The 17,573-nt window shown below is 68.3% G+C and carries 12 protein-coding genes; 8 read left to right on the forward strand and 4 right to left on the reverse strand.

Translation table 11 applies throughout. The features are described 5' to 3' along the window. The first annotated feature begins 48 nt into the window (after positions 1 to 48). Complete coding sequence (locus tag WFK98_RS25350) at positions 49 to 1,353, forward strand: ROK family transcriptional regulator (RefSeq protein WP_336802250.1); 1,305 nt, start codon at positions 49 to 51, stop codon at positions 1,351 to 1,353. Here WFK98_RS25350 and WFK98_RS25355 read toward each other — a convergent pair. Both WFK98_RS25355 and WFK98_RS25360 read right to left on the reverse strand, forming a co-directional pair. After that, positions 1,350 to 2,465, reverse strand: a complete 1,116-nt coding sequence (locus WFK98_RS25355; protein ID WP_266337025.1) for an ROK family transcriptional regulator — start codon at positions 2,463 to 2,465, stop codon at positions 1,350 to 1,352. The two genes, WFK98_RS25350 and WFK98_RS25355, sit on opposite strands and share 4 nt — an antisense overlap. 55 nt (positions 2,466 to 2,520) lie before the next feature. Further along, entirely contained in the window at positions 2,521 to 3,723 is a 1,203-nt protein-coding gene (locus WFK98_RS25360) for an ROK family transcriptional regulator (RefSeq protein ID WP_336802251.1), read from the reverse strand. Between the two features lie 152 nt (positions 3,724 to 3,875). On the opposite strand from WFK98_RS25360, the gene WFK98_RS25365 reads away from it, so the two are divergent. The 7 genes from WFK98_RS25365 to WFK98_RS25395 all read left to right on the forward strand — a co-directional run bounded on the left by WFK98_RS25365 (position 3,876) and on the right by WFK98_RS25395 (position 10,862). After that, positions 3,876 to 5,141 carry an ABC transporter substrate-binding protein gene (locus WFK98_RS25365; protein WP_266337023.1) on the forward strand — a complete coding sequence of 422 codons (1,266 nt, stop codon included), beginning with the start codon at positions 3,876 to 3,878 and terminating at the stop codon, positions 5,139 to 5,141. A 70-nt stretch (positions 5,142 to 5,211) separates the two neighbouring features. Continuing rightward, a complete protein-coding gene (locus WFK98_RS25370; protein ID WP_336802252.1) occupies positions 5,212 to 6,141 on the forward strand; it encodes a carbohydrate ABC transporter permease in 930 nt (309 codons plus the stop codon). After that, complete coding sequence (locus WFK98_RS25375) at positions 6,134 to 7,036, forward strand: carbohydrate ABC transporter permease (RefSeq protein WP_266337021.1); 903 nt, start codon at positions 6,134 to 6,136, stop codon at positions 7,034 to 7,036. The genes WFK98_RS25370 and WFK98_RS25375 overlap by 8 nt, the downstream gene beginning before the upstream one ends. 7 nt (positions 7,037 to 7,043) lie before the next feature. Then, on the forward strand, positions 7,044 to 8,156 hold the full coding sequence (locus tag WFK98_RS25380) for an ABC transporter ATP-binding protein (protein ID WP_336802253.1): 1,113 nt from the start codon (positions 7,044 to 7,046) through the stop codon (positions 8,154 to 8,156). 44 nt (positions 8,157 to 8,200) lie between these two features. Then, positions 8,201 to 8,965, forward strand: a complete 765-nt coding sequence (locus tag WFK98_RS25385; RefSeq protein ID WP_266337019.1) for an SDR family NAD(P)-dependent oxidoreductase — start codon at positions 8,201 to 8,203, stop codon at positions 8,963 to 8,965. Between the two features lie 41 nt (positions 8,966 to 9,006). Continuing rightward, a complete protein-coding gene (locus WFK98_RS25390) occupies positions 9,007 to 9,990 on the forward strand; it encodes a sugar phosphate isomerase/epimerase family protein (protein WP_336802254.1) in 984 nt (327 codons plus the stop codon). A gap of 50 nt (positions 9,991 to 10,040) precedes the next feature. Then, positions 10,041 to 10,862 carry an SDR family NAD(P)-dependent oxidoreductase gene (locus WFK98_RS25395; RefSeq protein ID WP_336802255.1) on the forward strand — a complete coding sequence of 274 codons (822 nt, stop codon included), beginning with the start codon at positions 10,041 to 10,043 and terminating at the stop codon, positions 10,860 to 10,862. Between the two features lie 381 nt (positions 10,863 to 11,243). Here the strand turns inward: WFK98_RS25395 and WFK98_RS25400 are convergent, their stop codons facing one another. Further along, a complete protein-coding gene (locus WFK98_RS25400; RefSeq protein WP_336802256.1) occupies positions 11,244 to 15,554 on the reverse strand; it encodes a translocation/assembly module TamB domain-containing protein in 4,311 nt (1,436 codons plus the stop codon). Then, positions 15,554 to 17,485: an autotransporter assembly complex protein TamA gene (locus WFK98_RS25405; protein WP_336802257.1), complete on the reverse strand. Its 1,932-nt coding sequence runs from the start codon at positions 17,483 to 17,485 to the stop codon at positions 15,554 to 15,556. Before WFK98_RS25405 ends, WFK98_RS25400 begins: the two co-directional genes overlap by 1 nt. Positions 17,486 to 17,573: the final 88 nt, after the last annotated feature.

Here is a 17,573-nt window from a genome sequence, read left to right on the forward strand (position 1 = left end):
TGACAAGCAAGCCTCCCTTGCTCTCTATCCGCCGGCGGACGATCAACCATGATCTCCCCCGGCGGCTCCGACATCCTGATGAAATCCCTGAAGACTCCGGGCGATCTCGCCGGCTCCAACTCCGGCCTGGCGGCAAGCCATAACCAGGCCGTCATCTTGCGGACCATCCGCTGGCAGGCGCCGATCTCGCGCACCGAGCTCGCCGCCCGCACCGGCCTCTCCAAGCAGGCGGTCGCCCGCATCACCGAGAAGCTGATCGACGACGGCCTGGTGGTCGAGGCGCGGCGGCGCTACGGCATGCGCGGCCAGCCGGCGATCGAGCTCGAGATCAACCCGGAAGGCTGCTTCGCCGTCGGCGTCGGCCTCGGCCGCGACCACCTGACGATCGTCGCCGTCGACGCCGTCGGCACGGTGCGCGACCGCATCCATCGCGAAACCCGCTACATGCTGCCGGACGAGTTCTTCGCCGAGATGAAGGAGGCGCTGAAGACGTTTCGCCGCCGCCACGCCATCGATGAAACGCGGCTTGCCGGCATCGGCGTCGCCTTCCCCGACTGGCTCGGCGAAATCCCCTTCATCGGCATGCCGGAGGCCTACCGGAGCTGGCGCAGCGTCGACGTGCGCGATCGCTTCGCCCGCATCACAGATCATCCGATCCTGATCGACAACGACGCCACGGCGGCGGCGATCGGCGAGCTGACCTATGGCCTCGGCGTCGAGATCCGCAGCTTCTTCTACATCTTCTTCGGCTCCGGCCTCGGCGGCGGCCTCGTGCTCGATGGCGCCTGCTATCACGGCACCACCGGCATCAGCGGCGAGATCGGCTGGCTGCCCGTGGCGCTGCCGGACGCGCCGGCCGGCCAGCGCGTGCAGCCGCTTGGCCAGGTGGTGTCGCTGTTCATCCTCTATGATTACCTCGCCAGCCACGGCATCGCCGTCGAGCGGCCGCAGGACCTGCTGACGCTGGACGCGCGCGGCAAGCGCCTCCTGACCGCCTGGCTCAGGATGGCGGCCGGACACATCGCCGAAGCCGCGATCGACATCGGCCTCCTGATCAATCCCGACGCCGTGCTGATCGGCGGCCGCATTCCGGTGACGATCATCGACGAGCTGCTCGGCTATGTCCGCGAGGCGCTGTCGCGCGACCTCCGGCCGACACCGCGCATCCACCGCGCCGCCGGATCGGAGGATGCGGCGGCGCTCGGCGCCGCGACCATGCCGCTGTCACATGCGCTGCGGCTCGAATCCGCCGATCCCGCGCAATTGACCCGCTCGCCGCTGCGCAGCGACGATACGAGGCCCGACCGCCCCTATCTGCGCAGCATCGTCCCGGCCGAGCCCGAACGCCCCTAGGGCCGGAACGGCCGGCGCGGATCCGGCAGCAGGAATTCCAGGAACGGCATGGCGGCGATGCCGGTCAGCACCGCCATCTCGTCCAGCGAGCCGCGCGCCAGTTCCGGCAGCCAGTAGGGCTGGGTCGGCTCGATCATCCGTTCCTGCCGTCGCGCGCCGAGCCGGCGCACCAGCGCGTCGATCCAGGCCGGCGGCAACCGCCCGCCGATGAAGATGACGCGCGGCGCGATGAAAGCCGAGATCGCGATGATCGAATCCATCAAATGGTCGCTCGCGTCCTCGATCCAGCGCGCGACTGCGGGGTGGTCGGGGCCCTCCCCCTCCAGCCCGCGCAAAGCCGCCGTCGAGGCCGCCTCGTCGAGCACCCGTCCGTCCTCGCCGGTTCGCATCGCGCCGACCCGCCCGGCCTTCTGGTCGACGCCATTGAAGACCGAGCCGCCGATGATCATGCCGGCCCGCGCCGAACGGCCGAGCAGGACGTAGACGAAGCTGTCGGACGCCGCCGCCGCGCCGAACTGGCGCTCGCCGAGCGCCGCCGCGATCGTGTCCGCCTCGACGATGACGGGCAGCGGCGCCAGCGCCGTCCGCACCGCCTCGGCACAATCAAGCGCCGTCAGCCCGACGCCCATCACCCGCGCGGTCGTCCGCTCGGCAAGGCGCTCCAGCGCGGCCGATGCGAGCTCGACGATCACCCGAGCCGTCTCGGCAGAGTCGCCCTCCGCCACCGGCCGCTCGTCACGCAGCACGACATGGCCGGCGAGATCGATCACGACGAGGCGCGCGATCTCTTCAGCGACATCGATGCCGAGCGCCACCGCCCCCTCGGCGACCAGACCGAAGCGATTGGCGCGCGCGCCTTCCTCGGGATCCTCGCGGACCAGGCCGTCGGCGACGAGCCGGCGAACGATGTTGGTGATGCCGGGAACGGTCAGCCCCGTCAGGCTGGCGAGCTCGAGCCGGCTCATCGGCCCGTTCCGGCGCAGCGCCTCCAGCGTCACGCGCAGATTGTGGTCGGCGGCGTGCACCAGATTCTGCCCGGCCGGCTGGTGGCCCGCCCGTTCGGCGGCAGGCGCGAGGCGGGTTCTAAGCGGCGTGGTGGGGGTACGATCCATCGGCATGATCCGTTTTCGCACGAAGCGCGCCGGATTCCACCCGGCTTTTCCGGTTTCAGCCCAGTCGGCCGTGATGACGCAGCACAAGGCCGACGGCGCCGAGGCAGGCATCGTTGTCGGTGAAGACGCCGGTGACGAAGCGTGTCCGCGCTTCCGGCGCGACGCCGGCCCGCTTCACCAGCGTGTGGCGCTCATAGCTCTCCGACAACGGCCCGAGCAGCATCTCGCCCGCGCGCGACAACTGACCGCCGAGCACGACCAGCCCGGGATTGAGCGCGGTGCCGATGATCGCAAGCCCCTTGCCCGCCGCCTCCCCCATCGCGACGATCTTGCGCCGGCTGTCCTCGTCGCCTTCCCGCGCCAGCGCCACCAGCCCGTCGATACCGACCGGCCTCCCCAGCCGCCGCTCGGCCAAAGTCACGGCATCGCGGGCGCTGGCATAGAGCTCCAGACAACCGCGATTGCCGCACCGGCAGAGCGGACCCGAGGGATCGATGATCATGTGGCCAAATTCGCCGGCGCCGCCCGCAATTCCCGTGATGACGCGGCCGCGATTGACGATGGCGCCGCCGACGCCGAGATCGATCTTGAAGAAGACGAAGTCCTCGGCGCCGATCGCCGCGCCCCACATCATCTCGGCGATCGCGGCGCAATTGCTCTCGTTGTCGGCGAAGATCGGGCTCTTCAGGACGGGGCCGAAGGCGGCGCGTATGTCGGTGCCGGCCCAGGTCGGCACGCCGCTCGCGCGCAGCACCTTGCCGTCGATCGGATTGATCGGGCCGGCGACTGCGACGCCGACGCCGAGCCTCCCCTCCGGCGCGAGCCCGTGCTCCTCATAGGCCTCGTCGACCAGCCGCCGCGTCACCGCCGCCGCCTCCGACGGCGAATAGTCCGGCTCGATCTGGATCTTGCGGTCGGAGATCACCCGGTGCGAGACGTCGGCGACGATCAGCTGGATCGCCTCCAGCCCGAACAGCACGCCGACGCAGGTGCCGACCTTCGGATTGAGCGTCAGCGCCGTCGCCGGCCGCCCGACACCGGCACCGCGGACCGTCTCGCCATGGTCGCTCTCGATGACGATGTCGGAGCGGCGCAGCCCCGCGAGCGTCATCGACACGGTCGATTTGGCGAGGCCGGTCAGCCGCGCGATCTCGGTCGCGCTCAACGTGCCGCGCTCGCTCAGGAGGCGGACGATCCGCGCCGAAGGCGTGCCATCCGCAGGGTCATCCAGAAGAGATTTTAGTCTATCTTCAATCATTCTCGGATTTTGCCGGCGCGTTGACAGCCTAATAAGTTCAACCTAGAACAAATAGGGCGTCAGATCACGGGGAGACGGACTGAAAGCCACAAAAACAAGTACCTGCGCAAACCGGTCGTAAGTATCGGGCGCGACACCTAGGGAGAGGAACCATGACCTTCACTTGGAAGGTGAGCGCTGGACTTTTGTCCTTCGCTCTCCTGAGCGGTACGGCTCTTGCCGAACCCAAGACGAACCTGCTGCATCAATGGGCGACCGGCTCCGATGCCGCCGCCGTCGCCAAGCTCGGCGAAATGTACACCGCCGCCGGCGGCAAGTGGGAACAGACCTCGATCGCCGGCCACACGGCCAACACCCTCGCCAAGCTGCGCGCCGACGTGATCGCCGGCAACGCGCCTCCGGCCGTCCAGCTCAAGGGGCCGGAGATCGCCGAGTGGAACGCCACCGGCATGACCGCCAATCTCGATGACCTCGCCAATGCCGAGGGCTGGGAAAAGGTCGTCGCCCCCGAACTGATCGCGGTGATGAAGCCGACCGGCAACTGGGTCGCCGCGCCGATGAACATCCACCGCATCAACTGGCTATGGTCGTCGCCGAAGGTGCTGAAGGAAGCCGGCGTCGACGCGGTGCCGAAGACCTGGGCCGAGTTCAACGCCGCCTGCGAGAAGGTGGTCGCGGCCGGCAAGATCTGCATCGCCCATTCGACCGCCGACTGGACCGATTCGACCGTGTTCGAAGTGGTCGTCTACGGCCAAGATATCGACCTCTATCGCAAAGCCTTCGTCGAAGGCGACGTCGACGCCCTGCGCAGCGAAGGCATGGTCAAGGCGCTGACCCAGCTCCGCCTGATGACGTCGAAATACATGGATCCCGGCATGGTCGGCCGTGATTGGGACACCATGTCGGCGATGGTCGGCCGCGGCGACGCCGCCTTCCACATCATGGGCGACTGGACCATCGGCCTGCTGACCGCGGCCGGCTTCAAGGAAGGCACGGACTATACCTGCAGCCAGGCGCCGACCGACTGGGGCAAGCCCGGCTTCATCCTGAACTCGGACTCGGTCGTCTTCTTCAAGCAGACCGACCCCGACTACATCGCCGGCCAGCAGCTGCTCGCCAAGACGATCCTGTCGCCCGAGTTCCAGACCGCGTTCAACCAGGCCAAGGGTTCGATCCCGGCCCGCATGGACGTCGACCTGTCGAACGGCTTCAACCCCTGCCAGCAGCTGTCGCTGAAGGACCTGCAGGCGTCGATCGAAGCCGGCACCCTGGTGCGCTCGATGGCCCACAACATGACCATCCCGCAGAAGCTGCGCGGCGCGATCATGGACCAGGTCACCGAGTTCGTGAACACCCCCGCCATGACGCCGGAACAGGCCGCGACTGCCATCGCGGACGCTGTCGAGGCCCAGCTGTAACGAACCCGTCTCCGGGCGCGGCGCCATGGCGGCGCGCCCGGCCCCTTCGTTCCGATTGGCAGGGTCAGCAATGTCGACAGCAGAAGTGGATGGCGGCCAGGTCGGGCCGACATGGCGCGAGCGCCTGACCAAGGCTTCGCCCGTACTTGTACTCGTGCCGTCTCTCGCGGCGTCCTTCGTCTACATCTTCGTCTTCACGCTCTGGACGCTGTACATCTCGCTGTCCAACTCGTCCTTGCTGCCGAGCTACGATTTCGTCGGCCTCAACAACTATGCCGCGCTGTGGAGCAACCGGCGCTGGAACATCGCCTACAGCAACCTGTTCCTGTTCTCCGCCTTCTACATCGTCGGCGCCATGGCCATCGGCCTGCTGCTCGCCATCCTGATCGACCAGCGCGTGCGCGGCGAGGCGATGTGGCGGACGATCTTCCTCTATCCGCTCGCCGTCTCGTTCATCGTCACCGGCACGGTGTGGAGCTGGCTCTACAATCCCGTCGACGGCATCCAGATGCTGGTCCGCAGCCTCGGCTGGACCGATTTCAACTTCGCCCTCGCCTCCGACCGCAACACAGCGATCTACGCCATCATCATCACCGGCATCTGGCAGAGCTCCGGCTTCGCCATGGCGCTCTTCCTCGCCGGCCTCCGATCGGTCGATCCCGACCTCGTCAAGGCGGCGCAGATCGACGGCGCCTCGACCTTCCGCACCTATCGCAAGGTGATCCTGCCGGTGATCGCGCCGATCTTCCTGGCGGTGGCGGTGATCCAGATCCAGTTCGCCATCAAGACCTTCGATCTCGTCGCGGCGCTGACGCGCGGCGGCCCCGGCATCTCGACCACCTTCCCGGCCATCTATGTCTACGACCTGATGTTCCAGCGCGGCCAGATCGGCGAAGGCGCGGCGGCGGCGATGATGATGCTGGCGGCGCTGGCGGTGGTGCTGGTGCCCTACTCGCTCTACGTCGTCTGGCGCCGCCGCAAGGAGAGCCGCCATGACTGACGCCACCATCGCCGCGGTGCATGACCGCGAGGCGGCGATCGCCGGCCGCCGGCACTTCGTCAGCCGCACCATCATCTACGCGCTCCTGACCTTCTTCGCCCTGATCTACCTGGCGCCGCTGGTCATCCTCGTCTTCAACTCGTTCCGCGAGCAGCCCGAGATCGCGCAGAACGGCCTGATCGCCTTCCCGCGCAGCTTCCAGCTGACCGCCTGGGCCGACGCCTGGAGCACCTATTGCATCGGCGGCACCTGCGAGGGCATGCGGCGCAACTTCCTGAACTCGCTCTGGATGGCGGTGCCGGCGACGATCCTGTCGACGGCGCTCGGCGCGCTCAACGGCTACGTGCTGTCGAAATGGCGTTTTCGCGGTTCGGAGACTTTGTTCACGCTGATGCTGCTCGGCGTGTTCATGCCCGGCCAGATCGCGCTGATGCCCTGGGCCTTCATCCTCGGCAAGCTCGGCCTGACCAACTCGACCTACGGGCTGATCCTGGTCCACGTCATCCAGGGCATCTCGTTCACCACCCTGTTCTGCCGCAACTACTACGTCTCGATCCCGGACGACCTGATCAAGGCGGCGCGCATCGACGGCGCCGGCTTCTGGCGGATCTTCCGCAAGATCATCCTGCCGCTGTCGCCGCCGATCCTGATCGTCACCGTGATCTGGCAGTTCACCGGCATCTGGAACGAATATCTCTTCGGCGTCGTCTTCACCTCCGGCCGCGAACAGCCGATCACCGCCGCCCTCGTCGCGCTGACGGCGAGCGGCACCAATGTCCGCGCCTATGACGTGATGAGCGCCGCCGTTCTGATCGGCGCCCTGCCGCCGCTGCTCGTCTACTTCTTCGGCGGCAAATATTTCGTCCGTGGCCTGACCCAAGGCGCAATCAAGTGAGGCCAGCATGTCGTCCCTGACCATCCGCAACCTGCGCAAGAACTTCGGGGCCGTGGAAGTCCTGAAGGGCATCAACATCGAGGCCAAGGCGGGCGAGTTCATCGCGCTGGTCGGCCCGTCCGGATGCGGCAAGTCGACCCTGCTCGCCATGATCGCCGGGCTGGAGACCGTCTCGAGCGGCGAGATCCGCATCGGCGAGCGGCTGGTCAATTCGGTGGCGCCGAAGGACCGCGACATCGCCATGGTGTTCCAGTCCTACGCGCTCTATCCGACCATGACCGTGCGGGAGAACATCACCTTCGGCATGGAGAGCCGCGGCGTGCCGAAGCCGCAGCGCGACGAGGCGGTGAAGCGGGTCGCGGCGCTGCTGCAGATCGAGCCGCTCCTGAACCGCAAGCCGGGCCAGCTTTCCGGCGGCCAGCGCCAGCGCGTCGCCATGGGCCGCGCCCTGGTCCGCGACCCGAAGCTTTTCCTGTTCGACGAGCCGCTCTCCAACCTCGACGCCAAGCTGCGCGTCGACATGCGCACCGAGATCAAGAAGCTGCACCACCGCGTCGGCAAGACGACGATCTATGTCACGCACGACCAGGTCGAGGCGATGACGCTCGCCTCGCGCATCGCCGTCATGCACCAGGGCCAGGTGCAGCAGTTCGACGAGCCGCAGGCGGTCTATGACCGGCCGGCCAACATGTTCGTCGCCGGCTTCATGGGCTCGCCCGCCATGAACTTCATCCCGGCCGAGATCACCACCGACGCGGACGGCAGGCCGGCCGTCGCCTTCAGGGCGGCGGGCGGCGGCACCGCGACGCTGGCGCTGCAGGAGGGCGTCGCCGGACGGATCGCCGGCCGCAACGTCATCCTCGGCGTCCGCCCCGAACACATCTTCCGCTATTCGCCGGAGCTGAAGTCTTCCAAGCCGTCGGTCGCCAAGGTCGATGCCCCCGTCGAGATGGTCGAGCCGACCGGCGCCGAGACGATCGGCTTCATGCGCTTCGGCGAACTGGAGGTGGTCGGCCGGTTCGACCCCGACGAGGCGCCGCGCATGGGCGAGACGATCACGCTCGGCATCGACATGTCGCATGCCTGCCTGTTCGACCCGGCCACCAAGACTCTGATCTGACAAGAACCGCATCCGACCAGAAGCTTCCGACGAGCCAGCCTTCCATGACCTTCGCGAATTACCCCAGCCTTTCCGGGCGCGTCGTCTTCGTCACCGGCGGGGCCTCCGGCATCGGCGCCGACATCGTCCGCGCCTTTGCCGGAACCGGCGCCAGGGTCGCCTTCGTCGACATCCAGGAGGAGGCGGGCCGCGCGCTCGCCGACGAACTCGGCGGCGCGGCGCACCAGCCGCTCTTCCTCCGCTGCGACCTCGCCGACATCGGCGCGACCCAGGCGGCGGTCGCCGAGGTCGGGCGCAGGCTCGGGCCGATCGGCGTCCTCGTCAACAACGCGGCGAATGACGACCGGCACGAGATCGACGCCGTGACGGAGGAATATTGGGACTGGGCGCAGTCGATCAATCTGCGCCCGCAATTCTTTACCGCGCAGGCGGTGCGGCCGCAGATGCGGGCGCTCGGCTATGGCTCGATCATCAACTTCTCGTCGATCGCCTGGCGCGGCGGCGCGCCGAACATGCCGGCCTACACCACCGCCAAGGCGGCCGTGCTCGGCCTGACGCGCAGCCTGGCGCGCGCCTTCGGCGCCGACAACATCCGCGTCAACGCGATCGAACCCGGCGCGGTGATGACCGAGAAGCAATACGCGCTCTGGTACAAGACGCCGGAAAGCGTCGATGCGCTGGTCAGCCGCCAATGCATCCGCACCGTGCTGCACGGCGACGAGATCGCCCGCACCGTGCTGTTCCTCGGCGCCGACGACAGCCGGATGATCACCAAGCAATCCATCATCGTCGACGGCGGCCTGATCTGACGGCCACGCCCCTTCTCCCCCATCGCCGGATCGGAAGCGCCATGCTGCAAGTCGGACTGAATCCCTATGGTTTGACCTATTATCTCGGCCTGCAGGGACACGGCACGCCGCGCGCCAATCCGGACGGGCGCGGGCTGGAGGGCTTCATCGAGCTCGCCGAGGAACTGGGCGCGAAGACGCTGGAGATCTTCGAGCCGTGGATCGCCCGCCTCGACGACGGCGAGGTCGCGGCGCTGAAGGCCCGGCTCGCCGCGCTCGGCATGACGCCGGTGATCAGCAGCGGGCTGAACCAGGGCCCGCTCGACAGCGCCTTCCGCTCGGCCGAGCGGCTGGACGCCAAATTGATCCGCGTCTGCCTGACCTCGGTGCTGTGCGGCGACCGCAACGCCTGGGGCGACAAATGGCACGAGCTGGTGCGCGGCGTGCATGCCGCGCTCGCGCTCTATGCGCCGCGGGCGGCGGCCGAGGGCCGGACGCTGGTGATCGAGAACCACCAGGATTTCACCAGCGACGAGTTGGTCGGCTTCTGCGAGGAGGTCGAGGGCGGCGTCGGGCTCTGCTATGACACCGGCAACACGCTGCCGGTCGGCGAGGCTCCGCTCGACTTCACCCGCCGCATCGCGCCCTGGGTCCGGCACGTCCATCTCAAGGACTACAACGTCCAGTTCACCGACGAGGGCTTTCGCCTCGTCCGCTGCGCGATTGGCGACGGTGTCGTGCCGTTCGCCGAGGTGCTGGCGATCCTGGCCGAGCATCATCCGAAGCTGACCGCCGTGCTGGAGCCGGGCGCGCTCGACGTCCGCCATGTGCGGCTGCTGACGGCGGACTGGTGGAACGGCTATCCGCCGCGCTCGGCCCGCTCGCTCGCCGCCTGCCTGCAGGCGGCGCGACGCAACCGGCTTCCCGACGACGCCGACTACCGCACCCCCTGGGAGCGCGGCGAGGACGGCGCGCTGGTCCAGTACGAGCTCGACATGATCCGCAGGAGCGTCGCCAACATGCAGGCCCTCGGCGTCATGCGCTGACCGATTTCCAACTCGTCACTTCGAACACAAGATCCAGAAGGAGCTCGCGAATGAGCCAGGAAACAAGCAGAGAACTATCCGGCAAGGTCATCTTCGTCACCGGCTCGGGCCGCGGCCTCGGCCGCACCATGGCCGAGAAGCTGGCGAGCCTCGGCGCCGACGTCGCCATCCACGACCTCGAATGGACGGGACCGGCCAAGTATGGCGAGGCGAAGGATCTCGGCGAGGTCGCGGAACAGATCGCCAAGCATGGCGTGCGCACCGTCGCCGTCACCGGCAATATCGGCGACCCCGCCGCCGTCAGCAAGATGAAGGAAGAGATCGAGGCCAAGCTCGGCACCGTCAACGTGCTGGTCAATTGCGCCGGCGGCGACATCGGCGCTTCCGGCAACAAGCCGAAGCCGAACGACGCGCTCCACATCTCGTTCGAGGACATCACCGTCCTCACCAACAACAATCTGATCGGCACGATGCTGGTCTGCCAGGCCTTCGTGCCGCCGATGGTAGCCGCGGGCAGCGGCTCGGTCATCAACATCGCCTCGGCGGCGGCTCATATGGGCTGTTCGCCGGAGGTGGTCTATTCGACGCTGAAGGCGGCCGTCGTGCACTACACGCGCTGCCTCGCCAAGGAGCTCTACGAGGAAGGCGTGCGCATCAACGCCGTCAGCCCCGGCCCGACCAAGTCGGCCCGCTTCCAGGCGACCCGCGTCGTCGACCCCGCCAAGATGGATTCCTCCGGCAAGTCGTTCAACCGCTACGCCGAGCCGTCCGAGATCGCCGACGCCGTCGCCTTCCTCGCCGGCAATGGCTCGAAGTTCATCAACGGCCAGGTGATCCGCGTCGACGGCGGCCTGACGCTGTTCCCGGGCTAAGCACCTTCACCCTGCCCTCTCCCGCAAGCGGGCGAGGGTTTCGGCCGGCGTCTCGCATCGACGCTGGAGGTTGAAAGGCCAGCGCGGGCAAGCCCCCCTCTCCCGCGAGCGGGAGAGGGCTGGGGTGAGGGTTTCTTCGCGGGCAAAAACGCACCGCCGCCGCCCGCACGCTCGACGTCATCCCGGCCTCCGAGCCGGGATCCATTCGGCCGAGGCCTCATCACGCAAAGCTCCGACGCAGCGCCGGCATGAATCCCTGCTTTCGCAGGGATGACGGCGGAGGATTGGATGGGTAGCAAGCCTATCCGGTAAGGCCGCAACCCCTCACCCGCCGCCCTTCCGGGCGTCGACCTCTCCCTCGGCGAGAGGTGAAAAAGCCCCTCAATAATCCCACTGCGCGCCGATGCCGAGTTCGTTGGAGCCGTCGGCGCCGGCCGCGCCCTGGATGCGGATGTTGCGGGTCAGGTCGACATCGACCGTGACCTTGCTCGAATCCGGCGTCGTGCCCTGCTGGACGCCGACATAGATCTTGTCGTTCAGCCGCTTGCCGGCGCCGATCTGGCCGCCCTTGCCGGTTGAATCCGTACCGATGCTCAACGTGTCGACGCCGAGCGAGCGACGAATCGAATCGACCACGCCGGGGCCGCCGCCGGAGAACTGCGCAACGGTCTGCGCCACCTGCAACGCCTGGCCGGCCGTCAGCGTGCTGATCGAGCGGCCGAACAGCAGCCGGGCGATCACCTCGTCCTGCGGCAGGGTCGGCGTCGAGGTGAAGCTCACCTCGGGCGCCGAGGCATTGCCGCCGATGACGATGCTCGCCGTGACGTCGCCGCCGGACGTGTCGGCCTTGAGGTTCAGCTCCGGATCGAGGCTGCCGTTGAAGGTGATCGTGCCCTCGGTGAAGGTGAGCTGGCGGCCGACGACGCTGAAGCGGCCGCGCTTCAGCGTGAAGCCGCCCATCGTCACCATGTCGGCCGTCGTGCCGCGAAGCGTCAGGTCGCCGCCGAATTCGGCGTCCATGCCCATGCCGCGCACGAACACGCCGTTCGGGGCCGAGACTCGCAGGTCGAGATCGGCGACGAAGGGGCTGGCAGGCTGCGTCTTCTTCTTGGCCGTTGCTGCAGCGCGAGCCTGCGCCTTGGCGCGGATGCCGCCCTTCGCCGCCGTCTGCTTGCCGGCATTGACATGGCGGACGGAGAGCGGATCCAGCCCGCCGGACGGCACATCGGCGATGTTGATGTCGAGGCTGCGGACATTGATCTGGCCGACGATCTTCGGCCGTGTCGCGACCGGGCCCTGCACGGTGATCTTGCCGTCGGAGACCAGTCGCATCAGGTCGCTATTGACCAGCGTCGCCTTCTGCAGCGTCACCTCGATGGCGGCCGGGAAGCCCTGCGCCGGGTCGAGCGCGATATTGCCCTTGCCGACGATGCGCCCGCCCTGGACGGTCTGCGCCGTGAAGGAGGTGACGTTGACGGCCCGGTCCGAGCCGGTCAGCACCGCCTCGATGTTGGAGAGCGAGATGCCGTTCAACGAGTCATTGTAGCTGGCGCCCGAGACCCGCACGTTGCCCGACGCGCGCGGCGCCGAGGTCGGGCCGCCGAGCGCCGCGTCGATCACAGCCTTGCCGCGCAGATTGCCGCCCGAGGTGGCAAGCGCCGTATTGGCGATGGCGAGGTCGATGGCGCCCTTGATCTTCAGGTCCATGTCGCCGCCGGCGATCGGCACCGAGCCGTTGATCGTCAGGCCGGAGACGGAGGGCGCGTTGATCGTCGCCTCGACGCCGACCCGGCCGCCGCCCAGTCTTCCGCGCGCGGAAATGTCGAACGGGCCAAGGCCTGCCTTGGCGATGTCGGCATTGGTGAGCTTGGCGATCTTGAGATCATACTCGCCGGCGGGGACGGAAGCCTTGCCGGTGACGCGCGCCGAGCCGCTCAGCGACCCCTTCATGTCGAGCGTCGGCGCGGCCAGCGAAGCGAGCGACAGCGGCAGGTTGCGCAGGTCGACATTGAGATCGAGCGTCTCGCCGGCCTTGCCGCTGACGGTAGCGCGACCGTCGCCGGTCACCAGCGCCAGCTTGTCGATCGAGACGCCGCCCTTGGCGATGGTAATGTTGGCAGGCGCCGACAGCGTCACATTGGTGCCGGCGCGCGCGATCTTCAACGCGTCGAGGCGGATGTTGGTGTCGCCGCCTGCCGGCGCGATCCGCGCCTTGGCATTGATGCTGGAACCGAGCAGCGCCGTGTCGAGCGTCACGTCGGTGGCCGTGCCGGCGCTCTTCGCCGTCACGGTCGCGCTTTCGATGACCTGGCCGCCGGCGCGGACGCCGGCGAGAACCGCCTTGCCGTCGATCACCGGCGTGCCGGAGAGATCGACGATGCGGGCATTGATGTCGGCCCGGTCGACGCGGTTGCCGGCGACCTCGACGCCCTCCGCCTTCGCATCGACGGCGACGCGCTGGGCGCCGTTCGAGGCGTCGAGCACGACGGTCGCGTCGAGGCGGCCGGCGATGTCGGTCAGGATCAGCGCCGAGAGATCGGCGAGGTTGGAGGCGGCGATGGTGATCTTGCCGTCCACGAGGCCGGATGCGGCGAGCGCCGCGGCGCCCTTGGCGCGAACGCCGCCGATCGCGAGGTCGAGATCGTCGAGGCGACGGCCGCCATCGGCGAGCGAGGTCAGCTTGGCGCCGCCCTTGGCGGGCTTGCCGGCGAGCTTGCCGTCGAGCGCGATCGTGCCGCCGGGGCGGCCCGTCAGGTCGGTCAGATCGACGGAAAGCGTCAGATTCTCGATCGGCTTGTCCATCGCGACGCCGGACGGGATCGCGACCTTGCCGGCCAGGCCGAGCGCGTCGAGACCGCCGGTGAAGCGGAGATCGGCATTGGCGGCGCCGGAGACGCGCGGATCGAGCGCCTTCAGGTCGGCGAGCTTCACACGCGCCGTCAGGTCGGCGGCGGATTTCTCGATGCCGCCATCGACGGCGACGTCGAGGCCCTTGGCGGCGAGCGTCAGCCCGTTGACGGCGATGCGGCCGTCCTCGGCCAGCGACACCGAACCATTGACCCGGCTGTCGCCGGCGAAGAAGTCGTCGACCGGGGCGATGCCGGTATGGATCGACCGGGACGTGCCGTCGAGGTCGAGCGCGATGCGGCGGGTCGACGGATCGGCGTCGATCTTGGCGTCGAGCACGGCGCTGCCGAAAAGCGGCCGGCCGGCGAGACCGGAGAAGGCGGCGAGGTTCAAGCGCTCGAGACGCAGCGCGCCCTGGACGGATTTGGGCGCGGCCGAGCCGGTGAAGGCGAGGTCGAGCGGTTCCAGCGTCACCTTGGCGTCGGTCAGCACGGGGCCGGCGTCGCCGAGCGAACCGGCGGCCGAGAGCTTCGCCGTCTGGCCGAGTGCTGCGGAAACCTTGGGATCCTCGGCCGACAGGCCACCGGCGCTGCCATCCACGGTGAAGGCGAGACCGCCGCCGGTCGCCGGCGTCGTCTTGGCGACGACCTGCAGGTCGCGCGCGCCATAGCCGGCGCCGGAAAGGTCGCTGGCGGTGAGGGTCGCGTCGACGGAGGGCGTCGCGAAAGCGCCCGTCACCGCCGCATTCAGACGCCAGCCGGACCAGGTGACGCCGGGCGCGAAGGCGGCGAAGCGGGAGGGATCGCCGCCGACGAGATCGAGCTTCACGTCGGCTGTCTTGGCCGTCGTGTCGAGCTTGCCGACCAGCGCCAGGCCGAAGCCGGCAGCGGTAGCATTCAGCCCTTCGATGGCAATGCGGCCCTCCGGCTCGACGATAGCCGAGCCCATCAGCGTGGTCTGGTCGGCGAAGAGCGGCCGCACCGTAGCCGGCACCAGGCCGGCCACGTCGCCGGCGAGATCGAGCATGATGCGGCGGCCGTTATCGACCTGCTTGATGGCGGCGGTGCCGCCGAGATGGCCGGTGGCGCCGGCGTCGAGCGCGATGCTGCCATTCCAGTTGTCGAGCGGGGCGTTGCCCTTGACGGAGAGCGAGAGCGCCGGAAGGCCCTCGATCTGCGCCAGCCGGGCGACCAGGCCGCCGGCCGGCTCGCTCGCCGTCACGTCGAGATAGAGCGAATCCGTACCGTCGCCCGGGGCGTAGCGGGCGCGGCCCTTGATCTCGCCGGGCGCATCCTCGCGCAGCACCGCGAAATCGAGCGACAGGCCCTCCGCGGGGTCGACCAGACGGGCCGAGGCCTGCAGATTGAGGGTCGCCGCCATGCCGAGCACCGGCTCGCCGAGCTCGATCCTGGCGATATCAAGCCGGTCGAGCGCGACGCGGATGAACGGAATGCCGCTGCTGCTGCCGGCGGGCTTCGGCGGCGGAGGCGGCAGCACGGGCGTACGCGAGACGGAGACGCGATCGGCGGCGAGATCGGCGATCGAGACCTTGCCGGAAAGCAGCGACAGCGGATGCCAAGCGAGATGCAGATTCTCGACCTCGGCGAACGGACCGGTGGCGTCTGCGGCAGAGATCCGCGCAATGGTCATGTCGGACGGCACGAAGCCGGACAGGCCCTCGATCTTGACCGTCAGGCCGTCGCTGCTGGCGAGCCGGCTGCCGAGATTTTCCAGCGTCCGCAGGCCGGGGCCGGTCTGCAGGAAGCCGAACAGGGCGACGAGCGTGATCAGGACGGCTATGAAACCGACGCCGAACCAGCGCAGGATGGTGAGGGCGCGGGGCATCAGAACGATTGTCCAAGGCTGATATAGATGCCGTAGCCGGCATCGTCTGGCTCGGGATTGAGCGGGATCGCCACATCGAGCCGGACAGGGCCAATGCCGGTATAATAGCGCAGACCGAGACCGGCGGAATAGCGAAGGTCGTTCAGGTCGGGCACCGAGCCCTCCGACGCCGAGCCGATATCGACGAACGGCACGATGCCGATGGTGTCGGTGACCTTGACGCGCGCCTCGACCGAAGCGGTGACGAAGCTCAAGCCGCCGATGATGTCGCCCTGGGCGTTGCGCGGGCTCGCCGACTGATAGTCGTAGCCGCGCAGCGAACCGCCGCCGCCGACATAGAAGCGGCGCTGCGGCGGCACGTCGAGCAGGTCGGCGCCGAAGATCGTGCCGGCCGAGATCTTGCCGGCGAAGATGTAGCGCTTGTCCTCGTCGAAGGCGCGATAGGCCGAGAGCGAGCCCTTGAACATCATAGGCCCGGCGCTGGCCTGGCCGAGATAGGCGAAGGGCTCGAACGTACCGGAGGCGCGGATGCCCTTGGAGGGATCGAGCGCATTGTCGGTGGTGTCGTAGGCGACGTCGATCGGTATGCCGACGATGGTGTCGTCGCGCGTGCCGGTCGAATCCTGCGTGTGCGACTGCTCGAGATCGAGACCGACCTGCACAGAGAACTGGTCGGTGTAATTGCGGCGCACGCCGGCGGTTAGCGTCGCCGCCTCGCGGACGTAGGCGTCGGTCACCTCGCGCAGCACCGCCGCCTGGGCGACGAGGTCGTCGATCGGCGTCAGGATGCCGGGCTTGCCGAAGGTCGCGGCGAAACGGTAGCCGAGCGGATTGGCATCCGGCACGGCGCTGGAATTGCCGCCAAACCACGAAACCTGACCATCAAGACGCAGGGTCTCGGCGCCGCCGAACAGGTTGCGATGGCCCCAGAAGGCGTTGATCGACGAACCGTCGGTCGAGGAGTATTTGGCGCCGAAGCCGACATAGCGCGGCTTGCGCTCGGTCACCTCGACATCGACCGGCAGGCGGCCATTGGCGTCGAGCTTGTCGCCCTCGCGGATGCGAACACCGGAGAAGGCCTCGTATTTCAGCAGGGACTTTCGCGTGTCGGCAAGGCGCTGCGGCGAGAACATCTCGCCCGGAATGATGCGCACCCGCTCCTGCACGAAGGAGGGTCGGACCTTCTCGGTTCCGGAAACCGTGACCTGGCCGAAGGCGACCGCCGGGCCGGGGCTGACGACATAGGTGACATTGACCAGGTTGCTGGCGTGGTCGGCGACGACGTCCTTGTCGACCACCTTGGCGAAGGCGTGGCCTTCCTTGCGATAAAAGTCGGTGATCCGGCCCTCGGCGTCGAGGATGGTGGTCGACTTCGCCTCTTCGCCGGGCAGGATGCGCAGGCTCTTCAGCGTCGGCGCCATCGCCAGCGGCCGGTGATGGTCGGCGTCGACCAGCGTGATCTCGCCGAAATGGAACAGCGGGCCGGGCGTGACGTCGACCTGGACGGGAACGGGGCCGGCCGGGCGGGCCGCCTCGATCGCCTGCAAGATGTCGGGCGCGTCGAGCTCACGGCCGGCGATGGTGATGTGGATGGTGCCGGCATAGTAGCCATTGGCGTAGAGCGCGGCGGTGATCTGGTCGATGTCGGCGCGGGCGCGACGGAGCAGGCCGGCGGCGCCGGACGGCGGCGACTTCCGCATCGACTGGAGGTTGGAGGCGGCCGTGACCGCCTTGCGCAGCGCGCGCGGCGCGTCGATGACGTTGACGGTCGGCTTGTAGGGAACCGCGTCGGCGACCGGCTCTTCCTTGGTCTTGCCGAAGAAGGAACGGATGCCGTCGAAGAAGCCGCTCTCCTGCGCGTAGCCGGCGCTGGAGCCGACCAGGACGAGAACGAGCGTCGAGGCCAGGGTCCGGTGCAACCCGCGCCGCATGCGCTTCCCGCGCGGCGAGAAAGGAGAGACTGTCAACGGTATTGCACCCTACACATCGCCGGTACGCTACGCGGCCACTACGCTCCTG

Origin of the sequence: Kaistia sp. MMO-174 (assembly GCF_037147815.1) — a bacterium.
Lineage (GTDB): Bacteria > Pseudomonadota > Alphaproteobacteria > Rhizobiales > Kaistiaceae > Kaistia > Kaistia nematophila.